At 69.3% G+C, this 13,978-nt stretch carries 12 protein-coding genes; 10 read left to right on the forward strand and 2 right to left on the reverse strand.

All coding sequences use genetic code 11. The features are described 5' to 3' along the window. Positions 1 to 15: 15 nt before the first annotated feature. The gene (locus DAT35_RS52260) at positions 16 to 333 is read left to right on the forward strand and encodes a YbeD family protein (RefSeq protein ID WP_108076993.1); all 318 of its coding nucleotides are present in this window, start codon (positions 16 to 18) and stop codon (positions 331 to 333) included. 81 nt (positions 334 to 414) lie between these two features. Then, the gene (locus tag DAT35_RS52265) at positions 415 to 1,173 is read left to right on the forward strand and encodes a cyclopropane-fatty-acyl-phospholipid synthase family protein (RefSeq protein ID WP_108076994.1); all 759 of its coding nucleotides are present in this window, start codon (positions 415 to 417) and stop codon (positions 1,171 to 1,173) included. 40 nt (positions 1,174 to 1,213) lie between these two features. On the opposite strand, the gene DAT35_RS52270 is transcribed toward DAT35_RS52265, so the two are convergent. After that, positions 1,214 to 2,305: a diacylglycerol kinase family protein gene (locus DAT35_RS52270; protein WP_108076995.1), complete on the reverse strand. Its 1,092-nt coding sequence runs from the start codon at positions 2,303 to 2,305 to the stop codon at positions 1,214 to 1,216. A 347-nt stretch (positions 2,306 to 2,652) separates the two neighbouring features. Here DAT35_RS52270 and dnaK point away from each other — a divergent pair, with 347 nt between their 5' ends. The 5 genes from dnaK (at position 2,653) to DAT35_RS52295 (ending at position 10,643) form a co-directional block, all read left to right on the forward strand. Further along, positions 2,653 to 4,566, forward strand: a complete 1,914-nt coding sequence (gene dnaK, locus DAT35_RS52275; RefSeq protein WP_108076996.1) for a molecular chaperone DnaK — start codon at positions 2,653 to 2,655, stop codon at positions 4,564 to 4,566. 140 nt (positions 4,567 to 4,706) lie between these two features. Continuing rightward, positions 4,707 to 5,114 carry a thiol-disulfide oxidoreductase DCC family protein gene (locus DAT35_RS52280; RefSeq protein WP_199243264.1) on the forward strand — a complete coding sequence of 136 codons (408 nt, stop codon included), beginning with the start codon at positions 4,707 to 4,709 and terminating at the stop codon, positions 5,112 to 5,114. Between the two features lie 87 nt (positions 5,115 to 5,201). Next, on the forward strand, positions 5,202 to 7,727 hold the full coding sequence (locus DAT35_RS52285; RefSeq protein WP_369946545.1) for an AAA family ATPase: 2,526 nt from the start codon (positions 5,202 to 5,204) through the stop codon (positions 7,725 to 7,727). 14 nt (positions 7,728 to 7,741) lie between these two features. Then, positions 7,742 to 10,054 carry a vWA domain-containing protein gene (locus tag DAT35_RS52290; RefSeq protein ID WP_108076998.1) on the forward strand — a complete coding sequence of 771 codons (2,313 nt, stop codon included), beginning with the start codon at positions 7,742 to 7,744 and terminating at the stop codon, positions 10,052 to 10,054. A 13-nt stretch (positions 10,055 to 10,067) separates the two neighbouring features. After that, the gene (locus DAT35_RS52295) at positions 10,068 to 10,643 is read left to right on the forward strand and encodes a PspA/IM30 family protein (RefSeq protein WP_108076999.1); all 576 of its coding nucleotides are present in this window, start codon (positions 10,068 to 10,070) and stop codon (positions 10,641 to 10,643) included. Here the strand turns inward: DAT35_RS52295 and DAT35_RS52300 are convergent. Beyond that, complete coding sequence (locus DAT35_RS52300) at positions 10,604 to 11,275, reverse strand: TetR/AcrR family transcriptional regulator (RefSeq protein WP_158502253.1); 672 nt, start codon at positions 11,273 to 11,275, stop codon at positions 10,604 to 10,606. The genes DAT35_RS52295 and DAT35_RS52300 overlap by 40 nt on opposite strands. Before the next feature lie 121 nt (positions 11,276 to 11,396). On the opposite strand from DAT35_RS52300, the gene DAT35_RS52305 reads away from it, so the two are divergent. From DAT35_RS52305 to DAT35_RS52315, 3 genes are all read left to right on the forward strand, one after another. After that, positions 11,397 to 12,104 (forward strand): Coq4 family protein, encoded by a 708-nt coding sequence (locus DAT35_RS52305; protein WP_108077001.1) that lies wholly within the window; start codon positions 11,397 to 11,399, stop codon positions 12,102 to 12,104. A 111-nt stretch (positions 12,105 to 12,215) separates the two neighbouring features. Continuing rightward, positions 12,216 to 13,523, forward strand: a complete 1,308-nt coding sequence (locus tag DAT35_RS52310) for a hydroxyacid-oxoacid transhydrogenase (protein WP_108077002.1) — start codon at positions 12,216 to 12,218, stop codon at positions 13,521 to 13,523. A gap of 20 nt (positions 13,524 to 13,543) precedes the next feature. Beyond that, positions 13,544 to 13,975 (forward strand): thioesterase family protein, encoded by a 432-nt coding sequence (locus DAT35_RS52315; RefSeq protein WP_108077003.1) that lies wholly within the window; start codon positions 13,544 to 13,546, stop codon positions 13,973 to 13,975. The last annotated feature ends 3 nt before the right edge of the window (positions 13,976 to 13,978 follow it).

Below are 13,978 nucleotides of genomic sequence, written 5' to 3' on the forward strand. Positions count from 1 at the left end.
CACGAGGAAGCGGTCATGAAGGGAGACGGTCAGGGAGAGGGCGCCATCCAGGGCGCGGGCGAGGTCCAGGAGAAGAAGCCGCTCATCGAGTACCCGACCGTCTACACCTTCAAGGTCATGGGCAGGCAGGCGCCGGATTTCGTCGAGTATGTGCGCGACCTCTTCCGGCGGCTCATGGGCTCGGAGATCTCCCCGGACTCCATCCGGGAGCAGCCCAGCAGCAAGGGCACCTATGTGTCGCTGAGTGTGTCCGTGTACCTGTTGTCCGAGGAGCACCGCCGCTCCATCTACGAGCGGCTCCGGCAGGAGCCGCGGATCGTCTACTACCTTTGAAGGCGGCCCGTTTCGCCGCCCTCCCGCTCAGGTGGGGGGGAATTGGCGATTCGGGTCCGCCGGTGTACAAGGTGGCTTCTCATGAGCCCGGCCGAGCCCTTCCCGCTCTACTTCCCTGGTGATGCTCGGCGCCCCTTCAGCTCCGAGGCCTCGACCCGGCGCTTCGCGAAGGTGGCGCAGTTGGAGGAGGGTGGGCGTGTGCTCGAGCTCGGCTGCGGCTCGTCTGGCCCGGCCAGCGTGGTGCTCGCCCAGGAGTTCGGCTGCTCGGTGGTGGCCGCGGACTCGGACGAGTCGCTGCTCATCGGCATGAGGGAGCAGGTGCGCTCGCTCGCGCTGGATGGGCGCGTCGAGGTGCGGCGTGTGGACTTCGGCCGGCCCGCCTTCCGGGAGGGGGAGTTCGACGCCATCCTCTGCCAGGGCCGGGTGTTGATGTCGCTGCCGGATGCGCTCGGCACCCTCCGGCCCCTGCTGGCCCATCGGGGCCGGTTGGGCATCACCTGGCCGGTGCGCGTGGGCCGGGTGACGCCTCGCGCGGTGCTCGAGTTCTGGGAGCGCCGCCTGGGGGCTCCGATGATTCTTCCTCGCGAGCTGCTCCAGCACCTGGCGCTCGCCGGCTTCGAGCCCGAGGCCGTCGAGTCCCTGCAGGACGCCGAGCTGGATACCCTCTACCGGGAGCTGGAGCCCCACCTCGCCAAGGCCCCGTCCGGGCAGGCCAACTGGCTGCGCGAGGAGATGGCCCTGCACCACGAGAGCGGCAAGGCCACCGCGAGTTATGCGTTCGCCGTGGGCCGCCGTCGGGAGCCCGGCGAGAAGCCTCCGGCCTCTCGCGATCGCGGGTAGCGGGCCGGCGGGAAGCCGGCCGTCCGGCAGGGCAGGGGGCTCAGTTCACCGCGCCGTGGAAGTCCAACACCTCCACCGACTCGGGGGCGACGCTCAGCTTCACTTCCTCGCGGTAGCCGGCCGCGTCCCCACCCACCTGGAACGGCATCGGCTTCGCGAAGCGGACGTGCACCTCGCTCGCGTAGAAGTCCTGGAGGCCCTCGGGGAACCAGCGGCCCGCCCACAGCTTCGGCAGGTTCGCCAGGATGCTGGTGGCCTGGAGCTGGCCCAGGCGCAGCTGCATCATCCCCCGGCGCTCGCCCGCGAACGGGAACATCCGGAAGCCATACCCGTAGAAGGGCATCGTCGCCGCCGCCGCCATCATCAGCTCGCCCTTGAAGATCGTCTGCCCCGGAGCGATGGGCGCTCCCACCGGGTTGCCATCCGGACCCACGCGGTACGCCTCACCGGCCTGGCCGTTGATGATCTCGCACTCCACCCACGTCGAGTTCGTCAGGTAGTGCGGCACCGTCTTGAAGGCCACCGCCGAGAAGTAGCCGCCCGGGCCCGACATCATCTTCTTGAAGAACCCGCGGCCCAGGTTGCTCTTCACCCAGATGTAGTCGTTGAGCAGCTTCCCATCCACGCCCAGGCCCGCGAACGGCGCGCGGTGGCCATCCACCATCAGCAGATCCATCCGCCGGTAGCCCGGCACCTCGCCCGCGCGAGCCCGCACCACGTCCTGGAGGATGCCGTCCGAGCCGCCGCCCGAGTTGAGGAACGTGGCCAGGCCATTGCCCGTGCCCAGCTTCAGCACGCCGAAGCGCGGCGCGCGCCTGCCGGCGAAACGGCCCCGCGGCTCCAACTGGCGGAACACCTCGTTCACGAAGCACTGGAACGTGCCGTCGCCACCTCCCGTGAACACCATTGGGTAGTTGCGCTCCAGCACCGTCTGGACGATGCGGCGGCAGTCCAGCTCCGAGCGCGACAGGAACAGATCCTGTTCCGGCACCACGTGTGAGAGGGACTTCACTACCCGTGCGTCCACCTTGCGGGCATTGGCGTTGAGCAGCACCGCGACCTTGTGCTCGGGAGCACCGGTGACGGACGGAATCTGGCGCGGATCCACGGAGCGGAGTGGCTGTACCAGCATGGGGGCTGCCTCCAAGGGGGTAGGGGCACGTCGCTGCCTCGCGGCAACGCGACTGCCGCCTTGTGCACTTTCCCAGCCAAGGGTTGACGCGAGGCGTTACCTGGACCTCGCCCCAATATTTCCGAGGGGTTGGCGCGTCGGGTTCTGATCGGATGCCTGGCGGGTTGCTACCAGCAGGTGGCGGAGGTGGAGAGCGCGTTACGCACCCGTCGCTGCCCGGTGGCGCGTTCGTGACGCAGCCCGGCGTCGTTTGACACCTCCAGGTGGGTGGTTACGTTGGTCACACATCGGAGGTACTCGAGGGTTTCGAGGTACTTTTCCACAGTCATTTCGGGAGGTTACACACCGTGGGCAAGATTATTGGCATCGACTTGGGCACCACCAACAGCGTGGTGGCGATCATGGAGGGTCGCGAGCCCAAGGTTCTCACCAACGAGGAAGGTCATCGCACCACGCCCTCGGTCGTTGCGTTCACCAAGGACGGTGAGCGGCTGGTGGGGCAGGTGGCCAAGCGTCAGGCCATCACCAACCCGGAGCGCACGATCTACTCCATCAAGCGCTTCATGGGCCGGCGGTACGAGGAGGTCACCGAGGAGGCGAAGCTCGTCCCCTACAAGGTGGTGCGTGGCCCGCATGGCGACGCGCGCGTGGAGCTCGACGGCAAGCAGTACAGCGCGCCGGAGATCTCGGCGCAGATCCTGCTCAAGCTCAAGCGCGCCGCCGAGAACTACCTGGGCGAGAAGGTGACCGAGGCGGTCATCACCGTTCCGGCCTACTTCAACGACGCCCAGCGCCAGGCCACCAAGGACGCGGGCGAGATCGCCGGCCTCACCGTCAAGCGCATCGTGAACGAGCCGACCGCGGCGGCGCTGGCGTACGGCCTGGACAAGAAGAAGGACGAGAAGATCGCCGTCTACGACTTCGGCGGCGGCACGTTCGACATCTCCATCCTGGAGGTGGGCGAGAACGTGGTCGAGGTGCTCGCCACCAACGGTGACACCCACCTGGGCGGCGACAACATCGACCTGGCCCTCATGGACTGGCTGATCGCCGAGTTCAAGAAGGACAACGGCATCGACGTCTCCAAGGACAAGATGGTCCTCCAGCGCCTGAAGGAGGCGGCGGAGAAGGCGAAGATCGAGCTGTCCAGCACGATGGAGACGGAGATCAACCTGCCGTTCCTCACGGCGGACGCCACCGGTCCCAAGCACCTGAACGTCAAGCTGACGCGGGCCAAGTTCGAGGCGATGATCGACTCCTTCGTCGAGCGCTCGCTGGAGCCGTGCCGCAAGTGCCTGAAGGACTCGGGCCTGGATGTGAAGGACCTCAACGAGGTGGTCCTCGTGGGTGGTTCCACGCGCATCCCGAAGGTGCAGGAGGCGGTGAAGCGGCTGTTCGGCAAGGAGCCGAACCGCTCGGTGAACCCGGACGAGGTGGTGGCGGTGGGCGCGGCGGTGCAGGCCGGCGTGCTCGCGGGCGAGGTCAAGGACATCCTGCTGCTGGACGTCACCCCGCTGTCGCTGGGCGTGGAGACGCTGGGCGGCGTGATGACCAAGCTCATCGAGCGCAACACCACCATCCCCACCCGCAAGTCGGAGACGTTCTCCACGGCGGCCGACAGCCAGACGCAGGTGGAGATCCACGTGCTGCAGGGCGAGCGCGAGATGGCCGGTGACAACCGGAGCCTCGGCCGCTTCCACCTGACGGGCCTGCCCCCGGCGCCGCGCGGCATGCCGCAGATCGAGGTGACGTTCGACATCGACGCCAACGGCATCCTCAACGTCAGCGCCAAGGACAAGGCGACGGGCAAGGAGCAGAAGGTGCAGATCACCCACTCGTCCGGTCTGGCGAAGGACGAGGTGGAGAAGATGGTGAACGCGGCCAAGGAGAACGAGGCCGCCGACAAGTCCCGCCGTGAGCTGGTGGAGCTGAAGAACCAGGCCGAGGCCCAGGCGTACGCCGCGGAGAAGATGGTCAAGGAGAACCGCGAGAAGCTCTCGGCGGACTCCGTGTCGACGCTCGAGTCGGCCATCAAGGCTCTCAACGAGGTGCGCGAGGGCCAGGACAAGGACGCCATCAAGTCCGCGTTGGATCGCCTGCAGCAGGCCAGCTACAAGGTGGCCGAGGAGATGTACAAGGCCACGGGCGCCGCTCCTGGCGCGGGGGCTCCGCCTCCTCCGGGCGCCGAGGCGGGTGCGGCTCCGGGCAGCTCGGCCAAGCCGAAGGACGACGTGGTGGACGCCGAGTTCCGTCAGTCGTAATCCCGGGTTGAACCCTTGAAGAAGGGCCGGAGCTCCCGTGAGGGAGTGTCCGGCCCTTCTGTTTTTCGGGACCCCGAGGGCTCCGACGGCATATGAAAGAGACCAGGGCTCGGATTGCCGGGCACCGCGAGAGGAGACCCATGATGGCGCTGGCGACGACGCCCCCGGGGCATGACGTCATCCTGTTCGACGGGTACTGCCGCCTGTGCCGCGGGGCCGCGAAGCAGTTCGAGCGGTTGCTGGGTGGCAGTGGCACGGAGCTGCGCTCGTTCCGGGACGAGGGCGTGCTGGCCGCGTTTCCCGGTGTCTCCGCCGAGCGGTGCGAGCTGAAGATGCAGCTCGTCCAGGCGGATGGGCGGGTCTTCGAGGGCGCCGAGGCCGTGGTGCAGGCGCTGGGGCGCAGACCGCTCGGGAAGCTGCTCTTCGTCTACTACGTGCCGGGGCTGCGGCAGCTGGCGGACTGGCTCTACGGCGTCATCGCCCGCTACCGTTTCCGCATCGCGGGGCGGGCTTGCACCGATGGCGCGTGCGCCGTGCACTTCAAGTAGAGGCCCCCTTCCGTCGAGCCACCCTTCAAATAGGGCGGTGGGGAGGACTACGATGGGCGGCTCCTGTTCCCAGGCCGAAAGCCCGTGATCCATCCTCCCACGCACCTCTATCCCCAGGCCGCGCAGGCCTTCCGCCACTTCTTCCAGGAGCTGCGCGAGGCCTACCTCGAGCGTGAGACGCTCTTCACCCAGATCGAGCTGGCGCTGCTGTGCCGCGAGCACGTGCTCGTGGTGGGGCCTCCGGGGACGGCCAAGAGCGCCATCGCCTCCTCGGTGCTGGGGCGAATCCTGGACGAGAAGACCGGACAGCCCTCGCTCTTCGCCAAGCAGATCGCCGAGTCCACCGTGCAGACGGACCTCATCGGTCCGGTGGACTTCAAGGTGCTCACCGAGACGGGCCGCACCGAGTACATCACCGAGGACGGCATGCTGGGCGCCACCCACGCCTTCCTCGATGAGGTGTTCGACGGGCGCGACATGCTCCTGCGCTCCATCCTCAACGTCCTGCACGAGCGCGAGCTCAAGCACGGGCGCCGGGTGACGAGCGGACGCACCGAGTGCGCCATCATGACGAGCAACCGCTACCTCTCCGAGGTGCTGGCGCGCTCGCCGGAGCTGCTGCTGGCCTTCGCGGACCGGCTCAGCTTCATTTCCTTCGTGCCCAAGTCCTTCGCCCGGCGCCCCAGCCGCGCGGCCATGTTGCACCGGTTCGCCCATGGCATCCGCCCGGATCTGCGCGCCTCCCTCACCCTGCAGCAGTTGGACGTGCTCCAGGAGGCCGTGGAGCGGGTGACGGTGTCCAGCCACCTGCTCGAGGCCATCGAGATGCTCGCCGACGAGCTGGAGCGCGCGCTCACGGCCCAGGTGTCCAAGCTGCCCGACTACGTGCCTACCAAGTACTTCTCCCAGCGCTCCGTGGTGAAGGCGCTGTGGGCCCTCAAGGCCGCGGTGGTGCGCGATCAGCTCTATCGCCGTCCGGATCGGCTGCTTGAGGCCACCGTCGAGGACCTGGACGCGCTGCGTTGGTTCTTCCTGCTCGGCGGGCCTCCGGCAGAGGAGGCCGAGGCGCTCCTCAAGGTGGCGGTGGATCCCCGCGAGCGCGCGCAGTTGGAGATCGTCCGCATCGAGCAGAAGGCCTTCGACGCCGCGCTGACCAAGGTGCGCGCGGAGCTGGGCACGGGTGTGGAGCGCGAGGCGGCGGCGCTCAGCGCGGCCGAGGACCTCAAGACCGTGGAGGCGCTGGCGCGCAACTTCCAGCCCGGCATCGTCACCACCGCGGCGCAGCGTCTGCGCATCAAGCTCGTCCCGGGGCCTCGTCACCCCGACAACCGGGTGGCCCTGTTGGGCGCGGCGCGTGGGCTGCTCGCGGTGGTGGAGCAGCGGCTGGCTCGCGGCCCCATCGAGGGCACCGAGCCCCGTGCGGGCGTGGCCGTGTTCTCCGCACTCGTGGAGTCGGTGGACCTGTGCAGCCAGGTGCCGGAGCTGCGTCAGCGGCTGCCCGCCGTGAGCGACGCGGTGGCCCGCTTCGTCGTGCAGGCGCTCGAGCTGATGGCGCTCAATGCCGAGAGTCTCGCCTTCGACGAGTCGGTGGTGCTGGAGGCGCTCGTCGGGCTCGCGGACAACCTCTCCGAGGAGCTGGGCCGGGTGGGGGAGCTCCTGGCGCTGCTCGCCGAGGGGAGCTCGGCCGTGGTGGTGCGTCTGCGGGCCGCGGAGGCCGAGGCGCGGCGGCGTGCCGTGGCCGCCCTTCGTCAGCGCGCGACGAGCTCCTTCCCGGGCACGCGCGGCCGGAGGGATCCGCTCGATGCGCTCGCGGCGGACTCGCGCCGGCTCACCCAGCTCGAGACGGCCCTGTGCAAGCTGGATGCGGCGCAGCGCGGTTTCAAGCAGGAGCTGCTGCAGCCCCTCGGGTTCGCCTACGCGAAGGATGTGCTGTCCACCACGCCCTTCGAGCGCATCGACCAGTTCTCGCGTACGGTGCAGTCGGTGGCGGAGAACCTGCGGCGCGAGGGCCTGGCTCCGGAGCCCGTGTTCACCGAGTGCCGGGAGATCCTCGAGGAGCGTCTGCGCGAGTACGTGCGAGGCATCGGCCGCGAGGTGGCGAGCCCTCCGCCCGCTCCCCATGCGGCCGTCAGTGGCGAGGCCTACAACTTCTATCGCGGGGACTTCTCCGCGCATGTACGGGATGGCGAGCTCGCCGCGCTGCTCGGCCTGGATGGGCAGCTCGCCTTCGCGCGGCCGGCCTCCGCCGCGTCCTTCCTCTCCGACAACATCCGGGACGCGGTGGCCCGGGTGGAGCTGTCCTTCGTGCAGACGCGCATCAAATACCTGCGCAGCTGGCTCACCCAGCTCCTCACCGCGCTGCCGGCCCTGCAGAACGCCCAGAATCGTGCCTCCGCGGATCAGATCTTCGATCGTCTGGTGAAGAGCCGCTTCCCGTTGCTCGCGCTCAAGGAGGGCGAGCTGGTGCGCATCAAGGGTGTGCTCGGCATCCTGAGCGCCATCCCCGGCGAGCTGGGCGACAGCGCGCGCAAGCTGGAGAGCGTGCTGCGCGGCATCGACGACGACTTCACCCGCTTCAGCAAGCAGCTGCTGGAGCTCCGGGCGTCGCTGTGAGGAGGGACTGACGCGTGCTCGGCTCGCGGCTCGCACGCCTGCGGCTCCGGTTGGATGCGCTCCAGGGCAGCCCGTCCCAGTCCGAGGGTCTGCGGGGCTGGTGGCTCGGGCTCACCGCCCCGTCCGAGGTGGATGTGTCCCTGCCCACCGTGACGGCGCTCGATCGGGCGCTGGATCGGGTGGGGGTGCACACCCTCGCGGACGCGCGCCTGCTGCTCGAGCTCGGCGTGAAGAAGGGCAGGGTGGGTGAACTGGCCACGGGTCTGAAGTCCCGGGCGGCCGAGGCGCTGGAGGAGTTCGAGCAGGCGCTGGGCGCGGTGGAGAAGATGCTCCGGGTGGGCCGCTCTCCTCCGGGGGCGCGCACGGCGCTGGAGCGGGGCTTCGTGCGGCTCGCGAGGGTGCTGCGGGTGGCGGAGCTCTTCCTGTCCCCCACGCCGCCTCCGGCCCAGGAGGAGGGCGGGTTCGAGATCTTCGAGAAGCCCGGTCCGCTCTGGAATGCCCGCGGGGCCCCGAGCAAGGCCCGTATGGCCGTGGCCGAGTTCCTCGCCCATCGGGCGCGCGACAACGTGGAGGACCTGGTCCAGAAGCGGCGGGACCTGGACATGGCCCACGAGATTCTGTTGCGCATCGGCATGGAGCACGACCGCGACCGCGGCGTGGCCCTGCGCAACGAGGTGGCCCAGGCTCGTGATCGTGTCCGGGAGCAGCCGGCGACGCGCTCGTTGGATGCGTTGGTCCAGGAGGTGCGGCGCACCGCTCGGAGGGATCCGCAGATGGCCTGGCGCTCGCTCAGAGGGCTCTACGAGCGGGCGTTGGAGGCGAATGACCCCCAGTTGGCGGCGGCGGCCCGCGCGGCGCTCGAGCCGATGATGCCTTCCCGCGAGCCGATGCGGGCCCTGCTGGAGTCCTCCGAGCGCGAGAACCTGACCCGCTGGTTCGGCGAGGAGCCTCCCGCCATCGAGGGCCCCAAGGGGCTCCGGGAGAGCCCCAAGGCCTCCACCGCGGATGACCTGCTCGCGGACCTGGCCTTCTCGCTGCGGCCCGAGCAGCTCTCCGCGTTCGAGCTGGCGGCCGGCTGTGCCCGCTACTTCGACGTGGAGGACTCGCTCACGGAGGAGATCGTCGAGGTGAACACCCGGAAGGTGCGCCCCGTGCCGCGCCGGGTGCCGTACCCCACGCAGAACATGACGTTCGAGCGCACGGGCGGCCTCCACGACGTGAACAACTTCGTCATCTCGGACCCGCGGTTGCTCGTCTACGACCTGGCCGCCCACAGCCAGACGGTGCGCGCCTACCTGGAGGACGAGCCGCCTCCCCAGCCCAAGAAGATGAAGCGCACCGCCGTGCGCGTGTACGTCTGCGATGCCTCGGGCTCCATGCATGGCTCCCGCGCCCGCTTCCGCGACGCCATCATCATCGCCGAGCTCAACAACCTCCGCGTCAAGGTGCGCCAGGGTCTGCCCTTCGACCCGCTCTACTTCTCCTTCTTCAACGACACGCCCACCGAGCTCGCCCGCGTGGACACCGCCCGCGAAGCCACCCGGCAGATCGAGAAGCTCTTCCGCGACTCGCCCGCCGAGGGGCAGACGGACATCACCCTCGCGCTCATGTCCGCCTTCGACTCCATCCGCGCCGCGCGGGGCAGGGATCCGTACCTCGCCCGCGCCACCGTGGTGCTCATCACCGACGGCGAGGACCGCGTCGACCTGGACCTCATCCGCCGCACCCGCGCCCCCATGGACGCGCTGGACATCGCGCTCAGCTTCATTTCGCTCGGCGAGGAGAATCCGGACCTCAAGTCTCTGGTCCAGGAGCAGCGTGGCCGCGGCGGCCGCGCCTTCTACCACCACCTCTCCGACCAGGAGATCCAGTGGGCGAAGACCGAGTTCGACAGCCCCTGGCGCACCCTCCTGCCGCACGAGGTGCCCGTCACCCCGGAGGTCATCGACGCGCTCACCCCGCACCTCCAGGCACTCGAGGCGCTCGCCGCCGGACGCGCGGTCTCCTCTCCCGCACCGGTCATCTCCGAGGCCTCCTTCGATGCCCTCTTCCCGGAAGCGGAGCGGATTGGCTCCCAGAAGATGGCGGGAGAGGTGCCCGGCCCCGAGGTGATTGCCCGCGTGGCCGACATCCTGGACGCGATCGTCGAGGCCTCCGCGCTCGCCTCCGCCGATCGCCGCGCCACCGAGAGCCTCTCCCTCTTGCAGCACCTGCTCGGGGTGTACCAGCTCACCCCGGGGCGCTACCTGGCCGCGCTCGCCGCGGGAGGTTCAGAGGTGCACGAGCGCCTCGCTCGCGTGCGCCTCCTCTGCCGTCCCTTCGAGTAGGCTGTCCCCGGACATGCTCTTCGACTGGTTGCGCAAGAAGAAGACGACACCCAAGCAGGCCGAGCGGCCCAAGGATCCGCTCGCGGCCTTCGATCAGCTCATCGAGGACCTGGAGCGGCAGGCGGCGGAGATCCGCAAGTCCGCCGCCACGCTGCTGGCGGTCAGGGGCGACCTGGGCCGCCACGAGGGGCGGTACTTGAAGCGGCTGGAGGACATCGCCAAACGGCGTGCCGCCGCGGATGAGCAGGGGGACAGCAAGATCGCCCTGGCGCTCGAGAGGGACCGCGTCCAGACCGAATCCTTCTTGAGCACCACCCGGGAAGCCCTCAACCGCGCCGAGCAGGACGGCAAGCTGCTCCTGGAGGCCGCGGCGGACATCGGCAACCGGGTGGTCGAGCTGCGCACCGAGCGCGAGAGTGCCTCCGCCCGGCTCGCCGTGGGAGGTCTGGTCTCCGCCGCCCTGCGCGAGCAGGTGGAGCGCTTCGAGAAGGTGCTCGCCGTGGATGCCGCCCGGGATGAGATCGAACGGGCCCATGCGCTCGCGGACATCTACCGCGAGGAGCGTGGAGAGTCCGTGAAGCCGGAGTGAGGCGGGGGACTCCCCTCGCGCCGCAGGTAGCCGAGCACCATGGCGCACAGCTCCTCCTCGAGCTCCGGGTCCCCCACCAGCTCGGGCCGCTCGATGACGGTGGCCCAGGTGGCCCCCCGCACGGCGCGGGTGAGCAGGAAGACGGCCAGCTCCAGGTTGCGCGGACGCAGCGTCTCCAGACCGCGTGAGAGCGAGTTGCGGACGATCGACTCCACGCGCACCTCCATCTCCTGGACGGTGTGCAGGGGGCCGATGCGCGGCGCCTGTTCCAGCAGGACCCGTTGGAGCTGCGGATTCACCGCGTACACACCCATCAAGGTGCGCACCAGCTCGCGCGTCACCTCCTCCATGCCCCCCCTCTGGCGGGGGACGAGGGTCTCGGTGAGGGCCGCGAGGAGCTGCTGGCTCAGGCGCTCGACCAGCGCGGCCACGAGCGCCTCCTTGCTCGGGTAGTACTGGTAGAGCGTGCCGATGCTCACCCCGGCCCGCTCCGCCACCTGCTTGGTGGTGGTGCCTTCATAGCCGGAGCTGACCAGAACCTGAGCCGCCGCCTCCAGGAGGGCCTCCACCGTCGCCTTCGCGCGTTCCTGGCGCGGCTTCTTCCGAGGGACGGCGCGGTCTCGCGTGGCCATGACACCTCCTCTCCAGAAACTGAGCCGGACTCGAGCCCGATGCGAATTTCGCGCTCCAGGTCCGGCTCTTACCCTTGTCGGGAACATTGTGCACCGGGGTTCTCACCCCAGGAGACCTGACATGCTCGACATCCGAAATCTGGTCCGTGGTGGCCGCGCCGTCGTATCCCTCATCAAGGACTCCGACCGGCTCGACCAGGTGTTCGAGCTGGTGGACGCGGTCAACGCGCAGCCCGACGCGGCCCGGCGGTTGATGGAGACCGTGGCCCAGGACTCGCAACTCGCCCATGCCGTGTTGAAGCGCCCCCGCCTGGGACGCGTGGACATGGACGCCCTGGCCCAGTTGCCCGAGGGCACACTGGGGCGCGCCTTCGTGGGCTTCCTGCGCCAGAACGGGTTGGATCCGAACGCGCTGCCCGTGCGCGAGGCCGACGACGCGGTCAGCTACCTGCAGGCCCACCTGCTCGAGACGCACGACTTGTGGCACGTGGTGACGGGCTTCGGTCCGGACCCGGTGGACGAGCTGGGGTTGCAGGCCTTCTACCTCGCGCAGAACCACTCGCGCGTGGCGCTGAGCATCATCATGACGGGGGTCATCTCCACGTTCCTGCACAGGTTCGACAGGCACGAGGCGATGATGACGCGCGTGACCCGCGGGTGGTTGCTGGGGCGGCGGGCGAAACGGTTGATCGGCACGGACTGGAAGCAGTTGATGGACCGGCCGCTGGAGGAGGTGCGCACCATGTTCGGCCTGGACCTCGCCCGGGTGGACGCGTTGCTCGGTGAGTGCGAGGCGCCACGGCCCACCGCGCCCGTGGCCCAGGCCTGAGCGGCGGCGAGTGATGCAACCCGCCACTTTCCTCCACTGTCGTCATCCGCACCATCCGCTCGCGCCGGCCAGTTGCGGTACGGTGCGGCGGGAACGGACAGGAGGGAAGCGATGGGCTGCTGCCACTACCACCACGTCGGAGAGGGCTGCGACAACGCCTTCACCGTAGACTCCTCACGTATCACCTTCGGCCGCGGCTGCCTGGCGGAGGTGGGCGATCGTGCCAGGGCACTCGGGATGAAGCGCGTGGCCTTGTTCTCGGACGAGCGCCTGGCCCGGCTGCCGCACTTCCAGAAGGTGCACCAGTCCTTGAGCGCCGCCGGACTGGACGTGGTCGTCTACACCCACGTGCACGTCGAGCCCACCGACCAGTCGTTCCTGGAAGCGGCGCGCTTCGCCGCGGAGACCCGCCCGGATGGCTACATCTCCCTGGGCGGCGGCTCGGTCATCGACACCTGCAAGGCGGCCAACCTCTACGCCACACATCCGGCGGACTTCCTGGCCTACGTCAACGCGCCGGTGGGCGAGGGGCGCCCGGTGCCCGGCCCGCTCAAGCCGCACATCGCGTGCCCCACCACCTCGGGCACCGGCAGCGAGGTCACCGGCATCACCATCTTCGACCTGCTGTCGATGCATGCGAAGACCGGCATCGCCTCGCCTGCGCTGCGGCCCACCGAGGCGCTCATCGACCCGGACTGCACCGCGACCCTGCCCGGTGAAGTGGTCGCCGCCAGTGGGCTGGACGTGCTGTCGCACGCGCTGGAGTCCTATACCGCTCGGCCGTATGTGCGCCGTCCCGCCCCGCAGCGGCCGAGCCTGCGCCCCATGAGCCAGGGCGCCAACCCGTGGAGTGACCTCGGCTGCCGCGAGGCGCTGCGCCTGATGGGCCTGTTCCTGGTGCGCGCGGTGGCGGACGCGGAGGACCATGAGGCTCGCGAGCAGATGATGTGGGCCGCCACGCTGGCGGGCATCGCCTTCGGAAACGCGGGGGTGCACGCGCCGCACGGCATGGCCTACGCCGTGGCGGGACTCGTGCGCGATTTCCATCCCTCCGGCTATCCGGAGGGCGAGCCCCTGGTGCCGCACGGCATGGCCGTCATCGTGAATGCCCCGGCCGTGTTCCGTTACACCTCGGAGGTGAGTCCCGAGCGTCACCTGGAAGCCGCGCAGTGGCTGGGGGCGGACATGCGCGGTGCCTCGCCCGGCGATGCTGGCGAGGTGCTCGCCGGAAAGCTCATCCAGATCATGCGCGCCGTGGGCATACCCAACGGACTCGGGGGAGTCGGCTACGGCGAAGCGGACCTGGCGGCCCTCACGGAAGGCGCCTTTCCGCAGCAGCGCCTGCTGCAGAACGCCCCTCGTGAGATGACCCGGCCCGTCCTCACCGAGCTGTTCCGCCAGGCGCTGCGCTACTGGTAATCGAAGCGGAGACAACCCCCATGTCCGAAGCCGAGACCTCAGACCGTTACCGCTACTTCCTGCCCATCACCACCCGCTGGATGGACAACGACGTCTACGGCCACATCAACAACGTCACCTACTACAGCTACTTCGACACCGTCGCGAACCACTACCTCATCCACGAGGGCGGCCTGGACATCCTCACCAGCCCCGTCATCGGCCTGGTGGTGGAGTCCCGGTGCTCGTACCGCGCCCCGCTCGCGTATCCCGACCGCCTCCGGGCGGGCCTGCGCGTGGACAAGCTCGGCAACCGCTCGGTGACCTACGGAATCGGAATCTTCAAGGAGGGTGAGGAGCAACCCGCCGCCCACGGGCACTTCGTGCACGTCTTCGTGGACCGGGACTCCCGCAAGGCGGTGGCGATACCGGAGCGCCTGCGCGAGGCTCTCGCACGCATCTCCGTGGCGTGAAGG

Origin of the sequence: Vitiosangium sp. GDMCC 1.1324, assembly GCF_003044305.1 — a bacterium.
GTDB lineage: Bacteria > Myxococcota > Myxococcia > Myxococcales > Myxococcaceae > Archangium.

Coding starts and splice junctions, on each gene's coding strand:
- DAT35_RS52260 (WP_108076993.1), top strand. CDS start 16: ATGAAGGGAGACGGTCAGGGAGAGGGCGCCATCCAGGGCGCGGGCGAG.
- DAT35_RS52265 (WP_108076994.1), top strand. CDS start 415: ATGAGCCCGGCCGAGCCCTTCCCGCTCTACTTCCCTGGTGATGCTCGG.
- DAT35_RS52270 (WP_108076995.1), bottom strand. CDS start 2,305: ATGCTGGTACAGCCACTCCGCTCCGTGGATCCGCGCCAGATTCCGTCC.
- DAT35_RS52280 (WP_199243264.1), top strand. CDS start 4,707: ATGATGGCGCTGGCGACGACGCCCCCGGGGCATGACGTCATCCTGTTC.
- DAT35_RS52295 (WP_108076999.1), top strand. CDS start 10,068: ATGCTCTTCGACTGGTTGCGCAAGAAGAAGACGACACCCAAGCAGGCC.
- DAT35_RS52300 (WP_158502253.1), bottom strand. CDS start 11,275: ATGGCCACGCGAGACCGCGCCGTCCCTCGGAAGAAGCCGCGCCAGGAA.
- DAT35_RS52305 (WP_108077001.1), top strand. CDS start 11,397: ATGCTCGACATCCGAAATCTGGTCCGTGGTGGCCGCGCCGTCGTATCC.
- DAT35_RS52310 (WP_108077002.1), top strand. CDS start 12,216: ATGGGCTGCTGCCACTACCACCACGTCGGAGAGGGCTGCGACAACGCC.
- DAT35_RS52315 (WP_108077003.1), top strand. CDS start 13,544: ATGTCCGAAGCCGAGACCTCAGACCGTTACCGCTACTTCCTGCCCATC.